Genomic DNA, 18,590 nt, shown 5'->3' with positions numbered 1-18,590 from the left:
AAGCGGGTTCGAGATGTCGCCGGCGTCATCGCCAGCACACGGCGGACACCGACCAGATCAGCGCACGGATCTGGCTGGAGACTTCGCAGGTCAAGGATGCGTTCAGGGGTGTGCCGCACGCACCGAACGAGGACGAACTCCAGTCGCTTAGATTCGGCCCTAGCTCCGGCTGTCGCGGGTTCGAGCCCTACCGGGTTCGGGTTAGGCGGGATCACGTGACAGGCCAGTACGAGTTCGAGTGGGCCCGGTGAGCTACTGCGAGGCGGTGCGGGCGTAACCGTCGGCCAGGCCGAAGACCTTCTGCCCATAAGGCACCGAGTTGTTGTACGAGAACACCCCAGCCCACCACCCCGCCGCACTGCCCATGTCGCGGCCGTTGGCGCACAGGTACCGGCCCGCGGCCAGGGCCGCGTCGTCGATTTGCTGGGGGTCGCCGCGGCCGTCGAGGTTCGCGTCGGAGGCCCAGCGCTTCCAGGTCGACGGGATGAACTGCATCGGTCCCACCGCCCGGTCCACCTGGCTGTCGCCGTCGAACTGGCCGCCGTCGGTGTCCGAGATCGCCTTCACGCCGGGTGACCCGTCGAGCGGGACGCCGATGATGGGCTTCGACGGGCGGCCGTCCTCGCCGAGGGTCGCACCGCCGTAGCGGCCGTGGTTGGACTCGATGCGGCCGATCCCGGCCAGCGTGGCCCAGGACAGCCTGCACTTCGGCGTGGTCGACCGCACGACCAGCTCAGCGTTGCCGTAGGCCATGAGCGCCCGCGCCGGCACGCCCGTAGGACCCGCCAGCCGCTCCGCCCACGCCCTCAGGGGGTCGGCGCCGCCCGCGCCCGCCTGAGGCTGTGGTTGCTGCGCGGGCGGGGCGCCCGCGTCGACACCGGCGGGCACGACCGAGCCGGGCTCGACCTGCGCGGCCTGGACCTCCAGTGCGGGAATCTCCGCCGACACCACCGGCGGTACGAGAAGCGCCTTGACCAACCAGACGACACCGGCGCCGACGGTCAAGACCATGGCGACGACAAGCAGCCTGGCCAGGATGCCCGCACCACTCCGGGTCACCGGGTTGTTCGAGTCCGCCACCGTGCTCCAGCCTGGGTCGTCAATGCCGCCACTGACAGCATCAACGACCAGGGCACTTCGGCGTTACGCGAAGTGGCTGACACCACCCGCGGCAAACAGGCTCAGGCCGCGCCGTCCCGACGCTGTCGCTGCAGCCTAGCCACACACCATGCGGGCGCGCTTCCGCGACGCAGGTGTTCCAACACGGTCAGGGGACCGAGTCGCCTGCGCAGGTCCGAGGGCGCCAAGCCCGCGGCACGGTAGTCGAGGGCGCGCTGGTCGAGCGGGCTCATGCCCGCGTCCCACCACTCCTCGGCCTCCGCCACGCCGCCGACCATCTGCCACCAGCCCGCCGCGGCGGAGAGCAACTCCTCCGGGACCCCGGGCAGACGCTTGCGCATCGCGACGAGGTAGCGGGGGTCGGTGCTTTCCACTTGGGACCAGCGGGAAGCTCCCGCCCGAGCCCGCTGACCGGGAATGCCCGGCGCGGCTACGGGCGCGTCCGCCATCCATTCCGACGCGATGCGGTGGGCCTCCACCGCGTCGGCGTCATGTGAGCGCTCTGCGGTCCACTGGCGGACCAGGGCGTCGACCCCGGGGTCGTCGAGCATTCTGCCTCCTGGAGGTCTCATGATCACTCGATGGCCCAAACCGTAGGGGGCAGCACCGACAGATCGCCAGACCCAAACCAGCAGAACTTTCCCAACCTGGCCCTGAAACCCCTAGATCCACCCTTACGGTCCAATTTGGATCTTCTCGAAACCAAGATCATCACAGAGGGTGATCAGGCCGCGGACAGACTTCTCCCAGAGTTCACGGGGAAGCCCGTTCGTTACTAGGCGAACAAGTTCTTGAGGAAGGTGATGATCGCTTCAGCACCGTCACGGAGCCAGCCGAACAGGTTCTGCACGGCCTCGGCGGCGGCCGTCGGCTGCGTGATGACGTAGAACAGGCTCAGGGCGACCACCACGAGGATCGCGGCTTTCTTCGCATCCATCGGTTCACTCCATCCGCTCTGTCCATGCCGGGGCCCCAACGCGGCCCCATCTGCCCATGATCCCCCAACTTGGGGGGTTGACGGGCAACTTTCCGTCGTTTGGCGGCACGGTGGGTGAGAAATTCTCCTCACCCGACACTATCGCTGTCCGGCGATCACTCTAGAGGTCTAGTACGACACTCCAACGCGAGACACCCCGGTCGCGAGCCGGGGAAGTGATCAAGACCGGGCGTACGGACCGGCGGGACCTGTTCGCCCAGGTTCCGCCAGCCCGCCGCGCCGTGCCTTCGGGTGAAAGCTGTAACTCGATAGAGGAGTGAACGGGGTCAGGCGATCGTTCCCGCCGCCCGGAGCCGCTCGATCTCCGCCGCGGGCACGCCGAGCTCCGCCAGCACCTCGCCCGTGTCCGCCCGCGCTTCGCTTGGCCGCGCGGGGATACCGGGCGCGGTTCGGCTGAACTTGGGGGCGGGCGCGGGCTGCTTGGTGCCATCGATCTCGACGAACGTGCCCCGCGCGACGTTGTGCGGGTGCGCGGGCGCCTCCTCCGGCGTCAGCACCGGCGACAGGCAGGCGTCGGTGCCCTCAGCCAGCTTGGCCCACTCGTCCCGGGTCCTGGTGCGCAGCGTCTCCTCCAGGAGGGCGCGCAGCGCGGGCCAGTTCTCGGGGTTCATGTGGTCGGGGACGTCGTCCAGGCCCAACACCTTGACCAGTTCGGCGAAGAACCGGCCCTCGATCGCGCCGACGGCGACGAACTTGCCGTCGGCGGTCTCGTAGGTGTCGTAGAACGGCGCGCCGCCGTCGAGCAGGTTCTCCCCGCGGGGCTTGCTCCACAGGCCCAGGTTCTTGAGGCCGTGCAGGCTGGTGGTCAGCAGCGCCGCACCGTCCACCATGGACGCGTCGACGACCTGGCCGCGGCCGGAGGACTGCCGCTCGACCAGTGCGGCGAGCACACCCATGGCCAGCATCAGGCCGCCACCGCCGAAGTCGGCGACGAGGTTGAGCGGCATGGTGGGCTTGTGGCCCGCCTGGCCGATCGGCTCCAGGGCGCCCGCGATGGCGATGTAGTTGATGTCGTGCCCGGCCGCCTCGGCCAGCGGACCGTCCTGGCCCCACCCGGTGATCCGGCCGTAGACCAGGCCTGGGTTGCGCTCGAGCAGCGTGTCCGGGCCCAGGCCCATCCGCTCGGCGACGCCCGGGCGGAAGCCCTCGACCAGCACGTCTGCCTCGTCGACCAGCTTGAGCACCAGCTCAAGGCCCTCCGGGGACTTGACGTCGACGCCGATCCAACGCCTGCCGCGGGTGAGCGGGTCGTTCGGGAAGGAGAGCACGTCGAAGCCCGGCTTGGCCCGGTCGACCCGGATCACGTCCGCGCCCAGGTCGGCCAGCACGGTGCAGGCGAACGGCGCGGGCGCGAGGCCCGCGAGTTCGACGACCTTCAGACCAGCGAGGGGTCCGGTTCCCATTGACTGTCCTTTCCAGACTGATCGGTCGGCTGGGCCGGGGTCAGATCGTGCGGGCGATGATTTCCTTCATGATCTCGTTCGTGCCACCGTAGATCTTCTGCACACGCTGGTCGGTCCACATGCGAGCGATGGCGTACTCGCTCATGTAGCCGTATCCGCCGTGCAGCTGCAGGCACTCGTCGATGGCCGCCATCGCGCGGTCGCTGGTCCACCACTTGAGCATCGCCACGGTCGGGATGTCGAGCTCGCCCTTGAGATGCTTGGCGATGCAGTCGTCGAGGAACACCCGGGCGATGCGCGCCTCGGTGGCGATCTCGGCGAGCTTGAACTTGGTGTTCTGGAAACCGAAGACCGGCCTGCCGAAGGCGGTGCGGTCCTTGGTGTAGGTCAGGGTGGTCTCCAGGGCCAGCTCCATCGCGACCACCGACGTCACGCCGATGATCAGGCGCTCCTGCGGCAGCTGCTGCATGAGCTGGACGAAGCCCTGCCCCTCGGCGCTGCCCAGCAGGTTCGTGGCGGGGACGCGCACGTCGTCGAAGAACAGCTCGGCGGTGTCCTGGGCCTTGAGGCCGACCTTGTCGAGCACGCGGCCGCGGCGGAACCCGGCGCGGTCGGCCTCGACGACGATCAGCGAGGTGCCCTCGGCGCCCTTGGTCGGGTCGGTCTTGGCGACCACGATGATGACGTCGGCCTGGCCGCCGTTGGTGATGAAGGTCTTCGCGCCGTTGATGACGTACTCATCACCATCGCGGATCGCCTTGGTCTTGATGTTCTGCAGGTCCGAACCGGTGCCGGGCTCGGTCATCGCGATGGCGCCGACCCACTCGCCGGAGGCCATCTTCGGCAGCCACGCGTGCTTCTGCTCCTCGGTGCCGTAGGCGAGGATGTAGTGCGCCACGATTCCGTTGTGCAGCAGCACTCCCCAGCCGCTGTCCCCGGCGCGCGCCTGCTCCTCGACGAGCACGGTCTCGTGGGCGAACGTGCCGCCGCCGCCGCCGTATTCCTCCGGGATCGACAGGCAGAGCAGGCCGACCTCGCCCGCCTTGGTCCAGAGTTCGCGGTCGACCTGCTTGTTCTCCATCCAGCGTTCGACGTTCGGCGTCAGTTCCTTCTCGCAGAAGGTGCGAGCCAGGTCGCGGAAGGCGTCCAGGTCTTCGTCCATCCACGGCGAGCGCTGCGTGGGAGCCATGGCTCCGACCTCCAGAGTTTAGAGAAACAATCCAGAATGCATGTAAGTTACGATCTGAAGGTACATGCACGTTCGACTGCCCGTAAAGTGCCTCCGACCGCCCGAGGAGGAGATGTGGTGTCGACCACACGCACCCACCGCACGCAGCAGGAACGCCGAGAGCAGACCCGCGAGGCCCTGCTGGACGCGACGATCACCTGCCTGGTGGAGCTGGGCTACGCCCGGACCACGGTGCAGGAGATCTGCGCGCGGGCCGGTGTGTCCCGAGGTGCGCAGCAACACCACTTCACGACCAAGGCCGAGCTGATGACCGCGGCCCTGGAACACCTGTTCGACCGGCTGATCGCCGAGGTCGTCGAGGGCGCGGCCGTGCTGGCCCCGGGTCGGGAACGGCTGATCAAGGGCATCGACATGCTCTGGGCGGCCTACTCGGGCACCCTGTCGACCGCCGCGGTGGAGCTGTGGGTGGCGGCCCGGACGGACACGGAACTGCGCGAAGCCCTCCTACCGGTCGACCGGGCGCTGGGCCACGCCACCCTCCAGGCCCTGCGCGCCGCGGCGGAGAGCGACTCGCCGGAATCGACCGGACAGGCGGAGACGATGCTGCTGCTGACCATCAACCTGGTCCGCGGCCTGGCACTGGACGCCATGATCGGCGGCGACCCGAAGCGGCGGGCGCGGCTTCTGGAGGAATGGAAAGCCGCCGCTTTGCAGCGCTACTTGGGCGATTGACATCCTCCCCCGCCTGAAGGCCGGGGATTCCAACAGCGACTACCGCACAATGAGAAGGTCGCGTTGAGGTTCACGGTTCGCAAGCCCACCCAACGGCGGGCCTCCCCGTGCGGTCACGANGCGCTACTTGGGCGATTGACATCCTCCCCCGCCTGAAGGCCGGGGATTCCAACAGCGACTACCGCACAATGAGAAGGTCGCGTTGAGGTTCACGGTTCGCAAGCCCACCCAACGGCGGGCCTCCCCGTGCGGTCACGACATGCCCTGCCGCGAATCGAATATTCAGTGCCGCGTTCACGTCCGCGTTGCAGGCGAGACCACAGGACCGGCACCGGAAGACGGCTGGCTCTCGCGCGCCTCCCGATCCACGATCCCGCACGCCGAACAACGCTGATTCGTGTATCGCGGGTCGACCTTCACCACCCGGCCCGGAGCCTTGTCTTCCAGCCGAGTCACCAGCAGACCCCACCCGCTGGCGAGGATCCCCCGGTTCAGGCCAGCCTTCTGCCGCACACGCCTGCCGGGGGCTTCCATCTTGCCTTTCGCCGACCGGGTCATGTTCGTGATCTTGAGATTCTCAACGGCGATCACGTCGAAGTCCCGGGCCAGGCGGGTGCTGGCCTTCTCCACCCAATCCTTGCGCCGGTCGGTTTCACGCGCCTTGAGCGTCGCGATCGCCGCCTTGACCTTGCCGCGCCGGGCGGAACCGCGCTGGGCTCGAGCGAGCTTGCGCTGCAGCCGCAGCAACCGCGCCTTTTCTGATCTGCCCAGGGTGGGCGCGTTCAGCAGTTCCCCAGTGGACAACGCGGCCGACACCGCCACACCGCGATCCACGCCCACCACAGCGCCCGTACCCGGTGGACTCGGGCTCTAGGGCGAACGCCACATGCCAACGCCCCGCCCGGTCACGGGTGACGCGGTAGGACTTGACACCGCCGGCCACGGCCCGTGACCAGCGGAACCGCACCCACCCGACCTTGGGCACCCGCACCTCACCGACCTTGCGGGACACCCGACGCACATCACCGGGGATGACTCCCACGATCCGGAAGCCCTCGCGCTGTTCGCGTTTGCGCCTCCTGAGCGGGCGTCGGCTGAAGCCGGAAACGGGACATGCCGATCAACCTAACGACCACCACGGACAAACCCGGAGACGTCCGTGCGACCCGGCACGGCCTTGACGGGCCTCCCGCACCCAACTCCTTCCCGGCGTGAACGTCGACGCATCCTCGTGAGATCCCGGTGACCGCCGTGCCCGGCGACAAAGCAAGATCATGCGTCCCCCGCCACCGTTGTCCACCCGAAGGTGTTCCAACGTTTGCGTGTGAGTCGATCTCCCTGGACGCTCGGTCGAAATGCCGTCTGACCAGGTCGGGAGTGATCATGCTGATCCGGACGCTCGGCACCTTCGTCGCGGTGATCCTGCTCGCCCTCGCGGTTCCGGCCGAGGCCGCTCCCCCGCGTCAGCTGCTTGAGGACGTCGGCAGCAGCTACCCGCGCGTGATCCGGCTCGAACACGGTCCCGGCGCCGGGCGGATCATCACGAGCATCGGCAGCATGATCGACGGCAAGAGCGTCGGCCTGATCCATGAGAGCACCGATCGCGGCCGGAGTTTCCAGCGGGTGGCGGTGATCTCCGACCCGGACCTGGCCACGTCGCGCGGCATGTGTTGCGCCACCCTGTTCGAACTGCCGCGCCAGGTCGGCGACATGCCCGCCGGAACGCTGCTGTGGGCGACCACGGCGGGACTGGACACCGGCGACGACCGCCGGGTGCGCCAGCGAGTGTGGCGCAGCGCCGACGTCGGCCGCACGTGGACGTTCCTCTCGGACATCGCCATCGCGCCGAACTCGCAGCCGGGTTGGGAGCCTGAACTGGCTGTCGCCGCCGACGGCGCGCTCGTCGCCTTCTACTCCGACGAGTCCGACACCACCCGCCACGACCAGAAGATCGTGCGGGTCCGGTCGACCGACGGCAGGACTTGGAGCGAGCCCGTCGACACCGTGAAGCACCAGCGGCACGGGGTGCGGCCGGGAATGGTGGGCGTGCGGGCGCTGCCGGGCGGCACGTATTTCATGGTCTACGAGGTCTGCAACATCGACTTCCAGCGCAACTGCGGCATCTACTTCCGCATGTCCGCCGACGGCTGGGACTGGGGCGACCCGATCGACCTGGGCACCCAGGTCATCACCGAGTCGGGCCGGTACCCCCGGCACACCCCGACCATCGCGTGGAGTCCCAACACCGGGTCCGACGGGGCGATCCTGCTGATCAGCGAGATGCTCGTCGAGGCCGACGGCAGTCTGGCCGCGGGCAACGGCGCGACGATCCTGGTCAACGACCCGGAGGCGGACGACCCGTGGGAGGAGTTCCCGGCGCCGATCCCGGTCATCGGGGTGGACAACGAGGGCTGCCGGAATTTCAGCCCGAGTCTGCTGCCGAGCCGCGACGGCCGTACCGTGCTGGAACTGGCCACGGACCTGGACGACGGCGTGTGCAAGACATTCGTGGCCACGGGCCAGATCCCGATCGACTGAACGCTCGACTGAGAGCCGTTCCGACCCGGCCCTCGCTCGGGTCGGAACGGTCTTGACGTGCGCCCCAGGGGCCTCACGACCTTGGTAGCAACGGCCGACCCGGCCCTCGCTCGGGTCGGCCGCTGCTCATATAAGGAAGAGGGCCGCGGAGTGAAATAGTGACGTTCGCTTTTGCTAACACTTTGTCGAAAGGTGCTCATTCCGCGCGTTGGCACAGGTCATCGGCGTTGTAGTGGTCCGCGATCTCGCCCGCGGAGATGCGTCCCACCAGCGGGCAGGCGGCGCGTCGACATCGTCGAGGCACCCACCGTGTCGTCATAGCCGGAAGTTGGGGTGCGGGTCGCCCAAGTCCAGGCCGAGCGTCGACTCGCCGGCTGGCACGCCAGACACGCGGCAGCACGCAGTCGTGACCGAGGTCGTCGCTGGGGCCACGCGGGCAGCGCGGTCGCTGAGGATCCGGTCGGCGCAGCGAGATGCCGAACTCGGCGGCGAGGCGACCTGCCTGCTTGGCGCCACCGCTGCGAGATGATCCGAAGGTGTCCGATGGCCCGCGCCGTCACCTCGCTGACCGTCTGCCTGGCGCGCCCCAGGGAGGCCGCGGCACGCGTGGCGGCGGGACTGGCCGCGGTCGGCGATGCCGCACTTCGTACCGGTGTTCCCGGCGGTCACCGCGAAACGGTTCCGGCTGTGGGCTACGCGGGTGGTCCGCTTCTTTACCGCACCGTGTGCCCGGTCGCGGTGGCCGCCAACCCCGGACACCAAATGGACGCGCCTCGGCGCAACCACAAACAAGCAAATCCCAGACCGCAAACGCAAAGGGCAGGACCGAGCGGCCTGCAGGAGTTGCCCGCCCACCACCCACTGCTTTACAGGCACCCAAGATCAAACTCTGCCGCGCTGTCACACCCCACCCCGTCGACATCGTCCCAATGGCGAGACACGACAGAGCCAACAAGGGTGGGCACATGGGCAACATCATCACCAAGTCGATCGTGGCGCTGAGCGCCCTCTACGCCGCAACCTTCGCGGTATGGATGTGGGCCTGGCCGCAGGCGTTCTCCGACTACGTCGGATTCCCGAACCACGAACACTTCCTCCACGATCTCGGCGCGTTCCACTTCGGCATCGCGGTCGGGCTGGCGATGTCGTTGATCTGGCGGGATTCGATCCTGGTCGTCCTCACGGGCTTCGCCGCGGCCAATCTCGTCCACACCGTGAACCACGCGATGGATCTCCATCTGGGCGGTACGACCAAGGACCCGTACCTCATCGGTGGCCTGACCGTCATCGTGGCGATCGGCGCGGCGCTCAGGGCACGACAGCTCGGTGATGCGCGAATGAACGAACCGCAAAAGTGAATCTTTTTCCTTGCTCCGCACGAACGTAAGCCGCACAATCGGCACATGCGAACGCAAATGTTATTCACGTCACTGCTTGTCGCTGGGCTGAGCCTCACCGCCGCGCCCGCTCAGGCCGCCCCCACGGCACCGAAGATCGCGAGCTACAACGTGTTCATGCTGTCGCGGAACCTGTACCCCAACTGGGGCCAGGTGACCAGGGCCGACCTGATCGACCAGCAGAACGTGTTGGCCGGACAGGACATCGTGGTGCTCAACGAGGTGTTCGACAACGGAGCGAGCGACCGCCTGCTGCACAACCTGTCCGACACCTACCCGCACCAGACGCCGGTCGTCGGCCGGTCGCGCAGCGGGTGGGACGCCACGCTCGGGGCGTACTCGGACTCCACGCCGGAGGACGGCGGGACGGCGGTGATCAGCCGGTGGCCGATCACCCGCAAGGTGCAGCACGTGTTCACCCAGCGGTGCGGTGTGGAGCCGATGTCGAACAAGGGCTTCGCCTATGTCCGGCTCAGCTCGCCCGCGGGCCCCGTCCACGTGGTCGGGGTGCACGCCCAGGCCGAGGACAGCAGTTGCTCGGTCTCGCCGGGGTCGGTTCGTGCCGCCCAGCGGGCCGAGATCCGCGCGTTCCTCGACCGGCAGGCCATCGCGGCGACCGAGCCGGTGTACGTCGCCGGTGACATGAACGTCATCGGGGAAAGCGCGGAGTACGGCCAGATGCTCACCTCGCTGAACGCGCGGGCGCCGCGGCTGGCCGGCCACCGGTACTCCTGGGACTGCGTGACCAACAGCGTCTGCAAGGGGCAGTACGGCAACGCGGCGCCCGAGCATCTCGACTACGTGCTGTCGATCAACGGCCACCCCGGCGGCGACCTGGTCAACGACACCCGCGCGGTCAAAAGCCCGACGTGGAAGGTGACGTCGTGGTTCACGACCTACAGCTACAACGACTACTCCGACCACTACCCCGTGTTCGCCTACGGGGCCTGAGGCAGCGGCAGCGGGAGACCGGGCAGCCCGTCGAGGCTGGTGCCGACGTAGTCCTTCGCCTCACAGAAGGCGGCGAACTCGGCATCGGTCTTGCGGCCCAGGAAGTTCGCGAGCAGCGTGCGGTCACCCTGGTAGTCCATCAGCGGGACGCCGTAGCCACAGCTGTCGCTGATCCGGTCGGCGGTGATCACGATGATCGCGCGCGCCCCGGGCTTCGACCCCTCGGGGATCCTGGCGATGAGGTCCGGCCAGCGCGGGTCGTCGCGGAAGACGGGCTCGCCCCGGCCGTGGACTCGCACGATGTCGGGCGGGCCGTCGAAGGCGCACCACATCACCGTGACGCGCCCGTTCTCCCGCAGGTGCGCGATGGTCTCGGCGCCGCTGCCGCCGAAGTCGACGTAAGCGAAGGTGCGATCGTCGAGAAGTGCCCAGGAGCCCGCGCCACCCTTCGGCGAGAGGTTGACGTGCCCGTTCTCGCCGAGCGGTGCGGTGGCGATGAAGAAGAGCGGCTGCCGCTCGATGAAGTCGCGGAGCCTCCCGTCGATCCGCTCGTGCGTTTTGCCCATGCGCCCAGTATCTGTGGGCCACGCCTAAAGTAAAGGCAATTGACCCGAGGAGAGATCATGGCCACCGAGATTCCCGCGCTGCTGGCCATGGCGTTCCGGTCGGTGATGGACGAAGTGCACGAGCACCTGGCCGCCGAGGGGTTCGGGGATGTCCGGCCCGCGCACGGGTTCGTCTTCCAGTACCTGTCACACCGCGAGGGCGCGACCGCCGTGGATCTGGGGCAGCACCTCGGGGTGACGAAGCAGGCCGCGGTACAACTCGTGGACGAGCTTGAACAACGCGGATACGTCGAACGCAGGCCGCACCCGACCGATGGCCGGAGCCGGATGGTCATGCTCGCGCCGCGCGGGTGGGCGTGCGTCGAGCGGGTCGTGGCGAAGTGGTCCGAAGTGGAACGCCGCTGGGTGGACCTGATCGGCGCCGATCAGGTCCAGCGGCTGCGCACGGATCTTCAGGCGATCGTCACGGAGTCCGGTCAACCGGTGGCGCTGCGCCCGGTGTGGTGAGACTCCCACCGGTACGGCTCGAACTCCGCGTCAAGCGGCGCGCCGGTGAGACGGTTGGCGAAGGTGGACAACGTGTAGGTGCCGACGCCGAGCACGACGTCCAGCGCGTTGCGTTGGGTGAAACCCGCCGCCAGGAAAGCCGCCATGTCCTCTTCGGACACTCCGCCACTGGTCGCGAGGACCGCGGTGGTGAACTGCCGCAACGCTTCCAGGCGCGCGTCGTCGATCGGCTTGCCTGACCGCAGCGGCTCGGCGATGTCGCCCGGCAGCTTCGGGGTGTGCATCGCGACGCAGTAGTGACACTCGACGCGGACGGCCATCGTCATGACGACGACTTCCCGCTCGACCTCGGTCAGCGTCGAGCGGTCGAACACGGCGATGTTGCCGAGGAACGTGCTCAGCAACTCCGGCGACTCGGCCATCCGGGCGACCGGCTCGGGCAGGTAGCCGAACTTGCGAGTGGTGGCCTCGATGATGAGCCGCGCTTTCGCGGGCGCGGTGTCGATCGTGTGACTGACGAACGTCAAGAGACCTCTTCTCTGTGGGACACGGATCAAGGTAACCGGACTCTCATCAACTAGTCAAGCAGCTTGACTACATCGGTTCTGGTGGCAGAGTTCGATCTCGCTCACCGACAGGTCCCGACCACGAGGGCCGACAGGGCAGCGGTCCTGGCGCAAACCCATCACATGCCCGAAACATCGAGGCCCCCGACTGGCAATGTTCGCCCTGCATCCTCGAAGCATGGACACGACCACCGCGACCCAGCCCACGACCTGGCGGCTGCGTATCCGCCTGGACGATCGTCCAGGCACGCTCGCCCGGGTCACCACCCGCCTCGCCGCGCGGGACTGCAACGTTCTCGGGCTCTCGGTGCTCCCGGTGCCCGGTGGCGTCATCGACGAGATCGTCGTGAGCACCCCGGCGGGAACCGAGCCCGCGTCGCTGATCGACGACATCCGGGCCGAAGGCGGCCGCTGCGTCGGCATCACCCGCGCCCAGGTGCGGCAGATGGTCGACCGGACCACGGCCGCCCTCCGCGCCGCGGGCGCCGCGCTGCGTGACCAGGCCGCGGCCGCCGAGGCCGTGCGGACGATGCTCGGCGCCGACTCGGTGCGCGTCGCCGAAGCCGGTGACGTCGAATCCGACCAGAGCGGACACGTCGCCGTCCTGCGCCTGGGCAAGGACGCGACGCTGGTCGCCCGCCGCGGCTGGGCTCCGTTCACCGAGGTGGAACTGGCCCGGGTCGCCGCGTTCGGCGAGGTGCTGAACGCGGGCGCGACCGCCGCGGGCGCCCCGAGCGCGATCATCGCGAACAACGGCGCGGGCATCGTCCTGCGCCCCGGCACGCCCGCCGACGGTGACGCGGTCGCCGACCTGCACGCCCGCTGCTCCGCGCAGACCCTCTTCTCCCGGTACCACTCCGGTCTGCGCACGCTGCCCCGCCGCTGGCTGCACCGCCTGTTGCAGCCGCCGCGCGGCAAGACGCTGCTGGCGCTGTGCGGCACCGAGGTCATCGGGATGGCCCAACTCATCCGCACCAACGACCCGGCCGAGGCGGAGATCTCGCTGCTGGTCGAGGACGGCTGGCAGCGCCAGGGCGTCGGGACCGCCATGATCGACCGGCTCGGCGGCATCGCCCGCGCCGAGGGCCACCGGCAGATGATCGCCTGGTGCCTGTCGCAGGAGATCGGGTTCGAGCGGGCCGCCCGGTCCTCCACGCATCCGGTGACTGTGCGCTACGAGGACAGCATGCTCCGGGTGGCCATCACGGTGGACGCCGCCCACCAAGGGAATGACGTGACCGCTGCCACTGCGACGGAAGGTGCTACCCGGAAGTAACATGGGCGCTCAGTGTCGAGCGAAGGAGCGCCCATGAGCACGGCCACGACCTCAGCGACCATCGGTGGAGTAACCGGCGCGCCCACGGTGGTCCGTGCGACCGAACTGGTCGATCGCGCCGTCACCGGGACCGACCCGACCACCGTGCAGATGGCCGCGCCATTCACCGGCGAGCCCATCATCACGCTCCCCCAGATCGACGACGCCGACGTGCGCCGCGCGTTCGCCCGAGCCCGGGTGGCCCAGGCGAGTTGGGCGGCCATGTCGGTGGCCGACCGGTCGCGGATCTTCCTGCGCCTGCACGACCTGCTGCTCGAGCGGCAGGACGAGGTTCTCGACATCATGCAGGTCGAGACCGGCAAGTCCCGGGTCGACGCCTACGACGAGGTCGCGGTCACCGCGATGACGGCGTCCTACTACGGCCGCAAGGCCGCCAGGTTCCTCGCCCCGCGGCGGCGCGCGGGCGCGCTGCCGGTGTTCACCCGGACCACGCAGGTGCGCCACCCCAAGGGTGTCGTGTCGATGATCTCGCCGTGGAACTACCCGCTCGCCCTCACCGGCATGGACGCCATCCCGGCGCTCATCGCGGGCAACACCCTCGTGCAGAAGCCCGACAACCAGACCGCGCTGTCCGCGCTGTGGCTGCAGGAACTCGCCGAGGAGGCCGGGCTGCCCAAGGACGTCTGGCAGATCGTCCTCGGCCGCGGCTCCAGGATCGGCACCGCGCTGATCGAGGAGGCCGACTACCTCGGCTTCACCGGCTCCACCGAGACCGGCAAGGGCCTGGCCGCCAAGGCGGCGGCGCTGCTGACCAGCTACTCGATGGAGCTCGGCGGCAAGAACCCGATGATCGTGCTGCCCGACGCCGACGTCGACAAGACCGCCGCGGGCGCGGTCACCGCGTGCTTCTCCTCCGCGGGTCAGCTGTGCGTGTCGGTGGAGCGCATCTACGTCCACGAGAGCATCCGCGACTCGTTCACCCGGGCGTTCGTGGCCAAGACGAAGGCCGTCAAGATCGGCGCCGACCTGTCCTACGGCCCGGACCTGGGCTCGCTGACCTCCGCCGAGCAGCTCAAGACGATCGACCACCACGTCGAGGACGCCCGCGGCAAGGGCGCCGCCGTGCTGGCGGGCGGCAAGCCGCGCCCCGAACTCGGCCCGCTGTTCTACGAGCCCACGATCCTGACCGACGTCCGCGAGGGCATGCTCCTGTTCGCCGAGGAGACCTTCGGCCCGGTCGTGTCGATCTACGGCTACAGCGACGAGCAGGAAGCCGTCGACCAGGCCAACGCCACCCGCTACGGCCTCAACGCCAGCGTGTGGACCCGCAGCAGGCGCTCCGGTGAGCGGGTGGCCAAGCGCATCCACGCGGGCACGGTCAACGTGAACGACGGCTTCGGCGCCGCGTTCGGCAGCCTGGACGCGCCGATGGGCGGCATGGGCGAGTCGGGGGTGGGGAGGCGCAACGGCGAGGAAGGCCTCACCAAATACACCGAGGCCCAGACGATCGCCGCGCAGCGCGTGGTTCCGTTGCGCGGGTGGAAGAGGATCCCGTCGAAGGCGTGGACGAAGGCACTGACGATCGGCCTCAAGGCCCTCAAGCGCCTGCCTCGCTGATCGGCGAGGGGGAGAATGCGGTCGAGGTTCGCGGTGTTTTTGGCGGGCGCGCTGCTGGTGGCGGGGTGTTCTGAGTCCGTCACCGGCAGGCCGCGGATGGGTGCCGAGCTGACGGAGACGAAGAAGGAGCAGCCCGAGCCCGGGAAGCCGAAAACCTCCTCCAGCGCGACAAAGATCAACGCGACCGGCGCGCCGGTGTTGCCGAAGCGCGTCGGCGAGGACGCGGGCGTGGTGGCCGACGACGGCTCGCGGCTGGTCACGTTTCGGCTGGACAAGGTCGAGGTCGACCCGGAATGCACGGCGCCTGAGGCCAAGGAGCCGGAGCGCGGACACTTCGTCGTGTTCACGATGACGGTGGAGCCGATGGAGAAGTACTCGGACGAACTCAGACATCTGCATGCGGGCTCGTTCGAGATCTTGGGCGACGATGGTGTGGACACGCTCGTTTCGACGCCCGCCGCGAACGCTTGCTTTCCGGCGGCTGAATTGCTGACCCGGCATCACAAGCCAGGCGAGAAGACGACCGGGAAGCTCGTGTTCGACACGAAGTACACGTCGGGGAAGGCGACCCTGACGAGCGCTGAGGTCGACGGGACTGGGTGGACCTGGGAGTTCTGAGCCCGACTCGGCTGCTTTGCTGCCGGGTGCCCGGTCGGATCGGCCGTCGCGTACCGGGCCACCCAGGGGGCCATTCTGTTGAGCCCCTTGCGTTTGCGGTGGCCGGTCAGCCTGCCGAGGGCGTCTGTTCGGTGAGCAGGCCGCGTTCGTAGGCCACCGCTACTGCCTCTGCCCGCCTGCTCGCGCCCAGTTTGGCCATGATTCGGCTCAAGTGGACACTCACGGTCTTCTCGCTGATGAACAGTTCGTCGCCCACCTGTCGGTTCGTCCTGCCCAGCGCCACCAGGCCGAGCACCGACCGCTCGCGCGGGGTGAACAGGTCGACCTCGTCGCGGGTTTCGACGTTCTCGTCGAGTGAGACCCTGCCCCGGCGGGCCGCCTTGCGGACGGCTTCACGCAATGGGCGGGCGCCGAGGTCGGCTGCCACCGTGTCTGCCAGGCGGAGTTCCACGGCGGCTTCGTCGCGGCGGTCGGCGGCCAGTAGGGCTTCTGCCAGTCGCCTTCGGCATACCGCCTGCTCGTATACCGCGCCGTAGTCGAAGGCGTCGACCGCGGCTCGCCACAGGTCCGGGTCGCCGGGGCCGTCGACGCGGCTCAGCTCCGCTTCGGCGCGGGCCAGCCAGGCTTGGCCCTCGGGCCCCAGGGTCCCGGTGAGCGGGCGGCCGTCGCGGGCGGTGTTTCGGGCGAGTTCGGCCAGTCTGCGGGCTTCGACCGCCGAGAGTTGGGCCGCCTCCACATCGCGCCGGGTGGTGGCCGCGGCGGCGAGGTCGGCGTGGGCGGCGATGCCCAGGGCGGACATCCGGATCGCGGCGAGCAAGGTCGCGCCGCCCGCCTGGGCGACCCACTCCAGGGCGTCGCGGACCCACTCGACAGCGCGGTCGGGCCTGCCCCGCCATGTCGCCAGTTCGGCGCCGACACCGCCTGCCACCAGTGGGATCTGGATGTCGCGGTGCCAGTCGGAGCGCAGTTCGTTGACCAGGCGCTCGGCTTCGGCGAAGCGGCCTCGGCCCACCGCGACATGCGCGCCGACGGCGGCCAGCCGCGCGGACACCGTGCTGGACACGCGGTGACCGGGTGGTTCCGCCGCCGCCTCACTGCCGTCCCAGTCCCCCGCCGCGTACCGCATGATGACCTGCACGACCCGCAGCTCCAGGCCGAAGGCGCTCCAGGTGAGGCCGGTTTCGCGGGCGCGGTCGACACCGCCGTCGACCGCGGCGATCGCGTCGGCCAGCAGACCGTGCTCGTAGAAGTTGATCGCCAGGAAGAACCGGGCACGCAGCTCGACGGTGATCGCCTCGACGGCGGCCGCACGCCGCATGGCCTCGACGAGCATGTCGCGGGATTCCCCGGCGAGCCCGCGGGACTCGGCGAGGATGGCCAGGGTGATCAGACCCTCAGCCGCGGGACCGCCCGCGTCGACCGCCTCCGCCACTTCGATGGCCCGACGCGCGTACCCCTCGGCCTCGTCGCGGCGGCGCAGGGCGCGCAGGATGGTCGCGTAGGCCGCGAGGACCCACGCCTGGTCGGGGCTGGGCGGCCGGTCGGTGACCAGCGCCCACGCCTTCTCGATGTTCTCCAGCGCCTCCTGCTCGCGCCCGTCGAGCACATAGAGCGCCTGCGCCAACCTGCGGCGCAGCGTGGCCTGGTGCTCCGGGTCGGCACCGCGGTCGGCGGCTTTGACGGCGGACCGGGCGAACGCGATGGCCCGCTCCGGGTCCCCCGACGTGCCCGCCACCCACGACGCCCGGCGCAGCAGGGTCAGTTCGCTGGCGTCGGGCCGGTCGGCGGCGGGGACCGCCTCCCACAACTTCAGCGCCCGTTCCAGGTGTTCGAGCGCCTCGGCTGGCGCGCCCTGGCCTTCGGCTTCCTCCGCCGCCTGCACGGACGCGACCAGCGCCGGGCCGAGGGCGTGGCTCTCCATGCTGTGGTGGGCGAGGGCGGCCGCGGTCCCACAGGTTGCGCACTCCTTCGACAGCTCACGCGCGTACGCGGCGTGCAGTCGGACCCGCTCACCCGGGAGGAGGTCGCCGTAGACGGTCTCGCGCATCAGCGCGTGCCGGAAGGCGTAGACATCGCCTTCGCCGGGCACGAGCACGTGGTGCTGCACGGCCTCGCGCAGCGCTTCCTCAAGTTCGGTGTCCCCCAGGTCGCTGACCGCGCGCAGCCGGGCGTCCGGCACTCGGCGACCACCGACGGACGCGGCCCTCACCGCGCTCTGGGCGGCCGGGCTGAGGCGTTCCACGCGCGACATCAGGACGTCGACCAGCGTGGTCGGGATGCCGCCACCGCCCTCGGCGGTCGCGGCCAGGAGTTCCTCGGCGAAGAAGGCGTTGCCCTCGGATCGGCCCGCGACCTCGCGCAGCACCGGCTCGCTCAGCCGCTCCTCGGCGAGCGCGGCGACGAACAGGCGGGAGTCGGCGTTGCCGAACGGGGTGAGCTGGATGCGCTCGACCTGCGGCAGCCGAACCAGTTCGGCGAGCAGGGGGCGCAAGGGGTGGCGGCGGTGCAGGTCATCGCTTCGGTAAGTGCCCAGGATGAACAGTTTCTGGCCGCGCAGGCGGGACAGCAGGAAGGACAGCAGGCTGCGGGTGGAGGCGTCGGCCCAGTGCAGGTCCTCCAGGATGACCACGACCGGCGTCTCGCGGGCCAGGTCGTCCAGCACGCCGTGCACCGCGTCGAAGAGCTGCAGCTGGCCGATGTCCTGCTCGGAGCGCGAACCCGCCGACGGCATGCCCATGCCGGAGGTGAACTGGCCGGGATCCGGCGTGGGGGTCGCGGCCCCGGGAAACAGCCTGCTCAGCGCGGTCCAGTCGCGCACGCGGTCGCGCACCGACGAGAGTGCCTCGGCGATCGGGAGATAGGGCAGGCCCGCCTCACCGATGTCGAGACAGCGGCCGGTCAGCACCAGCGCGCCCTGCTCGACGGCGAAGGCGGTCACTTCTTCGGTCAGTCTCGTCTTGCCGACTCCGGCGTCCCCGGCCAGCAGGACGGCTCCGGCCCGGCCGGAGGCGGCCGCGTCGAAGGCGGCGCGCAGACCGCGGAGTTCGCGGCCGCGCGCCACCAGCGGAATTCCAGAACCCAGACGCGGCATGGCTGGCATGGTCGCACAACCCC

The 18,590-nt window shown here is 69.4% G+C and carries 17 protein-coding genes and 1 pseudogene; 8 read left to right on the top strand and 10 right to left on the bottom strand.

Translation table 11 applies throughout. The features are described from left to right. Positions 1-252: 252 nt before the first annotated feature. The 5 genes from GPZ80_RS11610 to GPZ80_RS11590 all read right to left on the bottom strand — a co-directional run bounded on the left by GPZ80_RS11610 (position 253) and on the right by GPZ80_RS11590 (position 4,681). On the bottom strand, positions 253-1,080 hold the full coding sequence (locus GPZ80_RS11610; RefSeq protein WP_312880262.1) for a lytic transglycosylase domain-containing protein: 828 nt from the start codon (positions 1,078-1,080) through the stop codon (positions 253-255). A gap of 101 nt (positions 1,081-1,181) precedes the next feature. Continuing rightward, positions 1,182-1,670, bottom strand: coding sequence for a transcriptional regulator (locus tag GPZ80_RS11605; protein ID WP_091374757.1), 489 nt, complete (start codon positions 1,668-1,670; stop codon positions 1,182-1,184). Between the two features lie 224 nt (positions 1,671-1,894). Continuing rightward, positions 1,895-2,056 (bottom strand): hypothetical protein, encoded by a 162-nt coding sequence (locus tag GPZ80_RS11600; protein WP_166658057.1) that lies wholly within the window; start codon positions 2,054-2,056, stop codon positions 1,895-1,897. 326 nt (positions 2,057-2,382) lie between these two features. Continuing rightward, positions 2,383-3,519 (bottom strand): CaiB/BaiF CoA transferase family protein, encoded by a 1,137-nt coding sequence (locus GPZ80_RS11595; RefSeq protein WP_187220312.1) that lies wholly within the window; start codon positions 3,517-3,519, stop codon positions 2,383-2,385. 40 nt (positions 3,520-3,559) lie between these two features. After that, complete coding sequence (locus GPZ80_RS11590) at positions 3,560-4,681, bottom strand: acyl-CoA dehydrogenase family protein (RefSeq protein WP_222719208.1); 1,122 nt, start codon at positions 4,679-4,681, stop codon at positions 3,560-3,562. A gap of 141 nt (positions 4,682-4,822) precedes the next feature. Here GPZ80_RS11590 and GPZ80_RS11585 point away from each other — a divergent pair, with 141 nt between their 5' ends. After that, positions 4,823-5,440 carry a TetR/AcrR family transcriptional regulator gene (locus GPZ80_RS11585; protein ID WP_312880261.1) on the top strand — a complete coding sequence of 206 codons (618 nt, stop codon included), beginning with the start codon at positions 4,823-4,825 and terminating at the stop codon, positions 5,438-5,440. Between the two features lie 178 nt (positions 5,441-5,618). On the opposite strand, the gene GPZ80_RS33995 is transcribed toward GPZ80_RS11585, so the two are convergent. Together GPZ80_RS33995 and GPZ80_RS32080 are read right to left on the bottom strand one after the other, a co-directional pair. Next, positions 5,619-5,819, bottom strand: a complete 201-nt coding sequence (locus tag GPZ80_RS33995) for a zinc ribbon domain-containing protein (RefSeq protein WP_222719149.1) — start codon at positions 5,817-5,819, stop codon at positions 5,619-5,621. Next, positions 5,735-6,289: pseudogene (locus tag GPZ80_RS32080) on the bottom strand (RNA-guided endonuclease InsQ/TnpB family protein); the annotation flags it as partial. The pseudogene GPZ80_RS32080 and the gene GPZ80_RS33995, both read right to left, overlap by 85 nt. A gap of 534 nt (positions 6,290-6,823) precedes the next feature. Here GPZ80_RS32080 and GPZ80_RS11575 point away from each other — a divergent pair. The 3 genes from GPZ80_RS11575 to sph all read left to right on the top strand — a co-directional run bounded on the left by GPZ80_RS11575 (position 6,824) and on the right by sph (position 10,326). Next, positions 6,824-7,978 (top strand): sialidase family protein, encoded by a 1,155-nt coding sequence (locus tag GPZ80_RS11575; RefSeq protein WP_187220309.1) that lies wholly within the window; start codon positions 6,824-6,826, stop codon positions 7,976-7,978. 965 nt (positions 7,979-8,943) lie between these two features. Next, positions 8,944-9,336: a hypothetical protein gene (locus tag GPZ80_RS11570; RefSeq protein ID WP_187220308.1), complete on the top strand. Its 393-nt coding sequence runs from the start codon at positions 8,944-8,946 to the stop codon at positions 9,334-9,336. Between the two features lie 57 nt (positions 9,337-9,393). Then, positions 9,394-10,326: a sphingomyelin phosphodiesterase gene (gene sph, locus GPZ80_RS11565; RefSeq protein ID WP_246476976.1), complete on the top strand. Its 933-nt coding sequence runs from the start codon at positions 9,394-9,396 to the stop codon at positions 10,324-10,326. Here the strand turns inward: sph and GPZ80_RS11560 are convergent. Further along, complete coding sequence (locus GPZ80_RS11560) at positions 10,314-10,892, bottom strand: pyridoxamine 5'-phosphate oxidase family protein (RefSeq protein WP_187220306.1); 579 nt, start codon at positions 10,890-10,892, stop codon at positions 10,314-10,316. The two genes, sph and GPZ80_RS11560, sit on opposite strands and share 13 nt — an antisense overlap. Positions 10,893-10,949: 57 nt before the next feature. On the opposite strand from GPZ80_RS11560, the gene GPZ80_RS11555 reads away from it, so the two are divergent. After that, complete coding sequence (locus GPZ80_RS11555) at positions 10,950-11,399, top strand: MarR family winged helix-turn-helix transcriptional regulator (protein WP_222719148.1); 450 nt, start codon at positions 10,950-10,952, stop codon at positions 11,397-11,399. Here GPZ80_RS11555 and GPZ80_RS11550 read toward each other — a convergent pair. Beyond that, a complete protein-coding gene (locus GPZ80_RS11550; protein WP_246476975.1) occupies positions 11,369-11,926 on the bottom strand; it encodes a carboxymuconolactone decarboxylase family protein in 558 nt (185 codons plus the stop codon). The genes GPZ80_RS11555 and GPZ80_RS11550 overlap by 31 nt on opposite strands. 217 nt (positions 11,927-12,143) lie before the next feature. Here GPZ80_RS11550 and GPZ80_RS11545 point away from each other — a divergent pair, with 217 nt between their 5' ends. From GPZ80_RS11545 to GPZ80_RS11535, 3 genes are read left to right on the top strand one after another with little or no spacing between them, the layout of a single operon-like run. Further along, complete coding sequence (locus tag GPZ80_RS11545) at positions 12,144-13,241, top strand: GNAT family N-acetyltransferase (RefSeq protein WP_187220305.1); 1,098 nt, start codon at positions 12,144-12,146, stop codon at positions 13,239-13,241. A gap of 33 nt (positions 13,242-13,274) precedes the next feature. Further along, positions 13,275-14,858 (top strand): succinic semialdehyde dehydrogenase, encoded by a 1,584-nt coding sequence (locus GPZ80_RS11540; RefSeq protein WP_187220304.1) that lies wholly within the window; start codon positions 13,275-13,277, stop codon positions 14,856-14,858. Positions 14,859-14,873: 15 nt separating this feature from the next. Further along, positions 14,874-15,476, top strand: coding sequence for a hypothetical protein (locus tag GPZ80_RS11535; protein ID WP_187220303.1), 603 nt, complete (start codon positions 14,874-14,876; stop codon positions 15,474-15,476). A 106-nt stretch (positions 15,477-15,582) separates the two neighbouring features. Here GPZ80_RS11535 and GPZ80_RS11530 read toward each other — a convergent pair whose 3' ends face one another. After that, positions 15,583-18,576 (bottom strand): helix-turn-helix transcriptional regulator, encoded by a 2,994-nt coding sequence (locus GPZ80_RS11530; RefSeq protein WP_187220302.1) that lies wholly within the window; start codon positions 18,574-18,576, stop codon positions 15,583-15,585. Positions 18,577-18,590 lie beyond the last annotated feature (14 nt).

The sequence above is a fragment of the Actinokineospora xionganensis genome, assembly GCF_014323725.1.
GTDB classification, from domain to species: domain Bacteria; phylum Actinomycetota; class Actinomycetes; order Mycobacteriales; family Pseudonocardiaceae; genus Actinokineospora; species Actinokineospora xionganensis.
The sequence above is the reverse complement of the archived record's forward strand: the minus strand, read 5'-3'. Positions and strand labels throughout refer to the sequence as shown.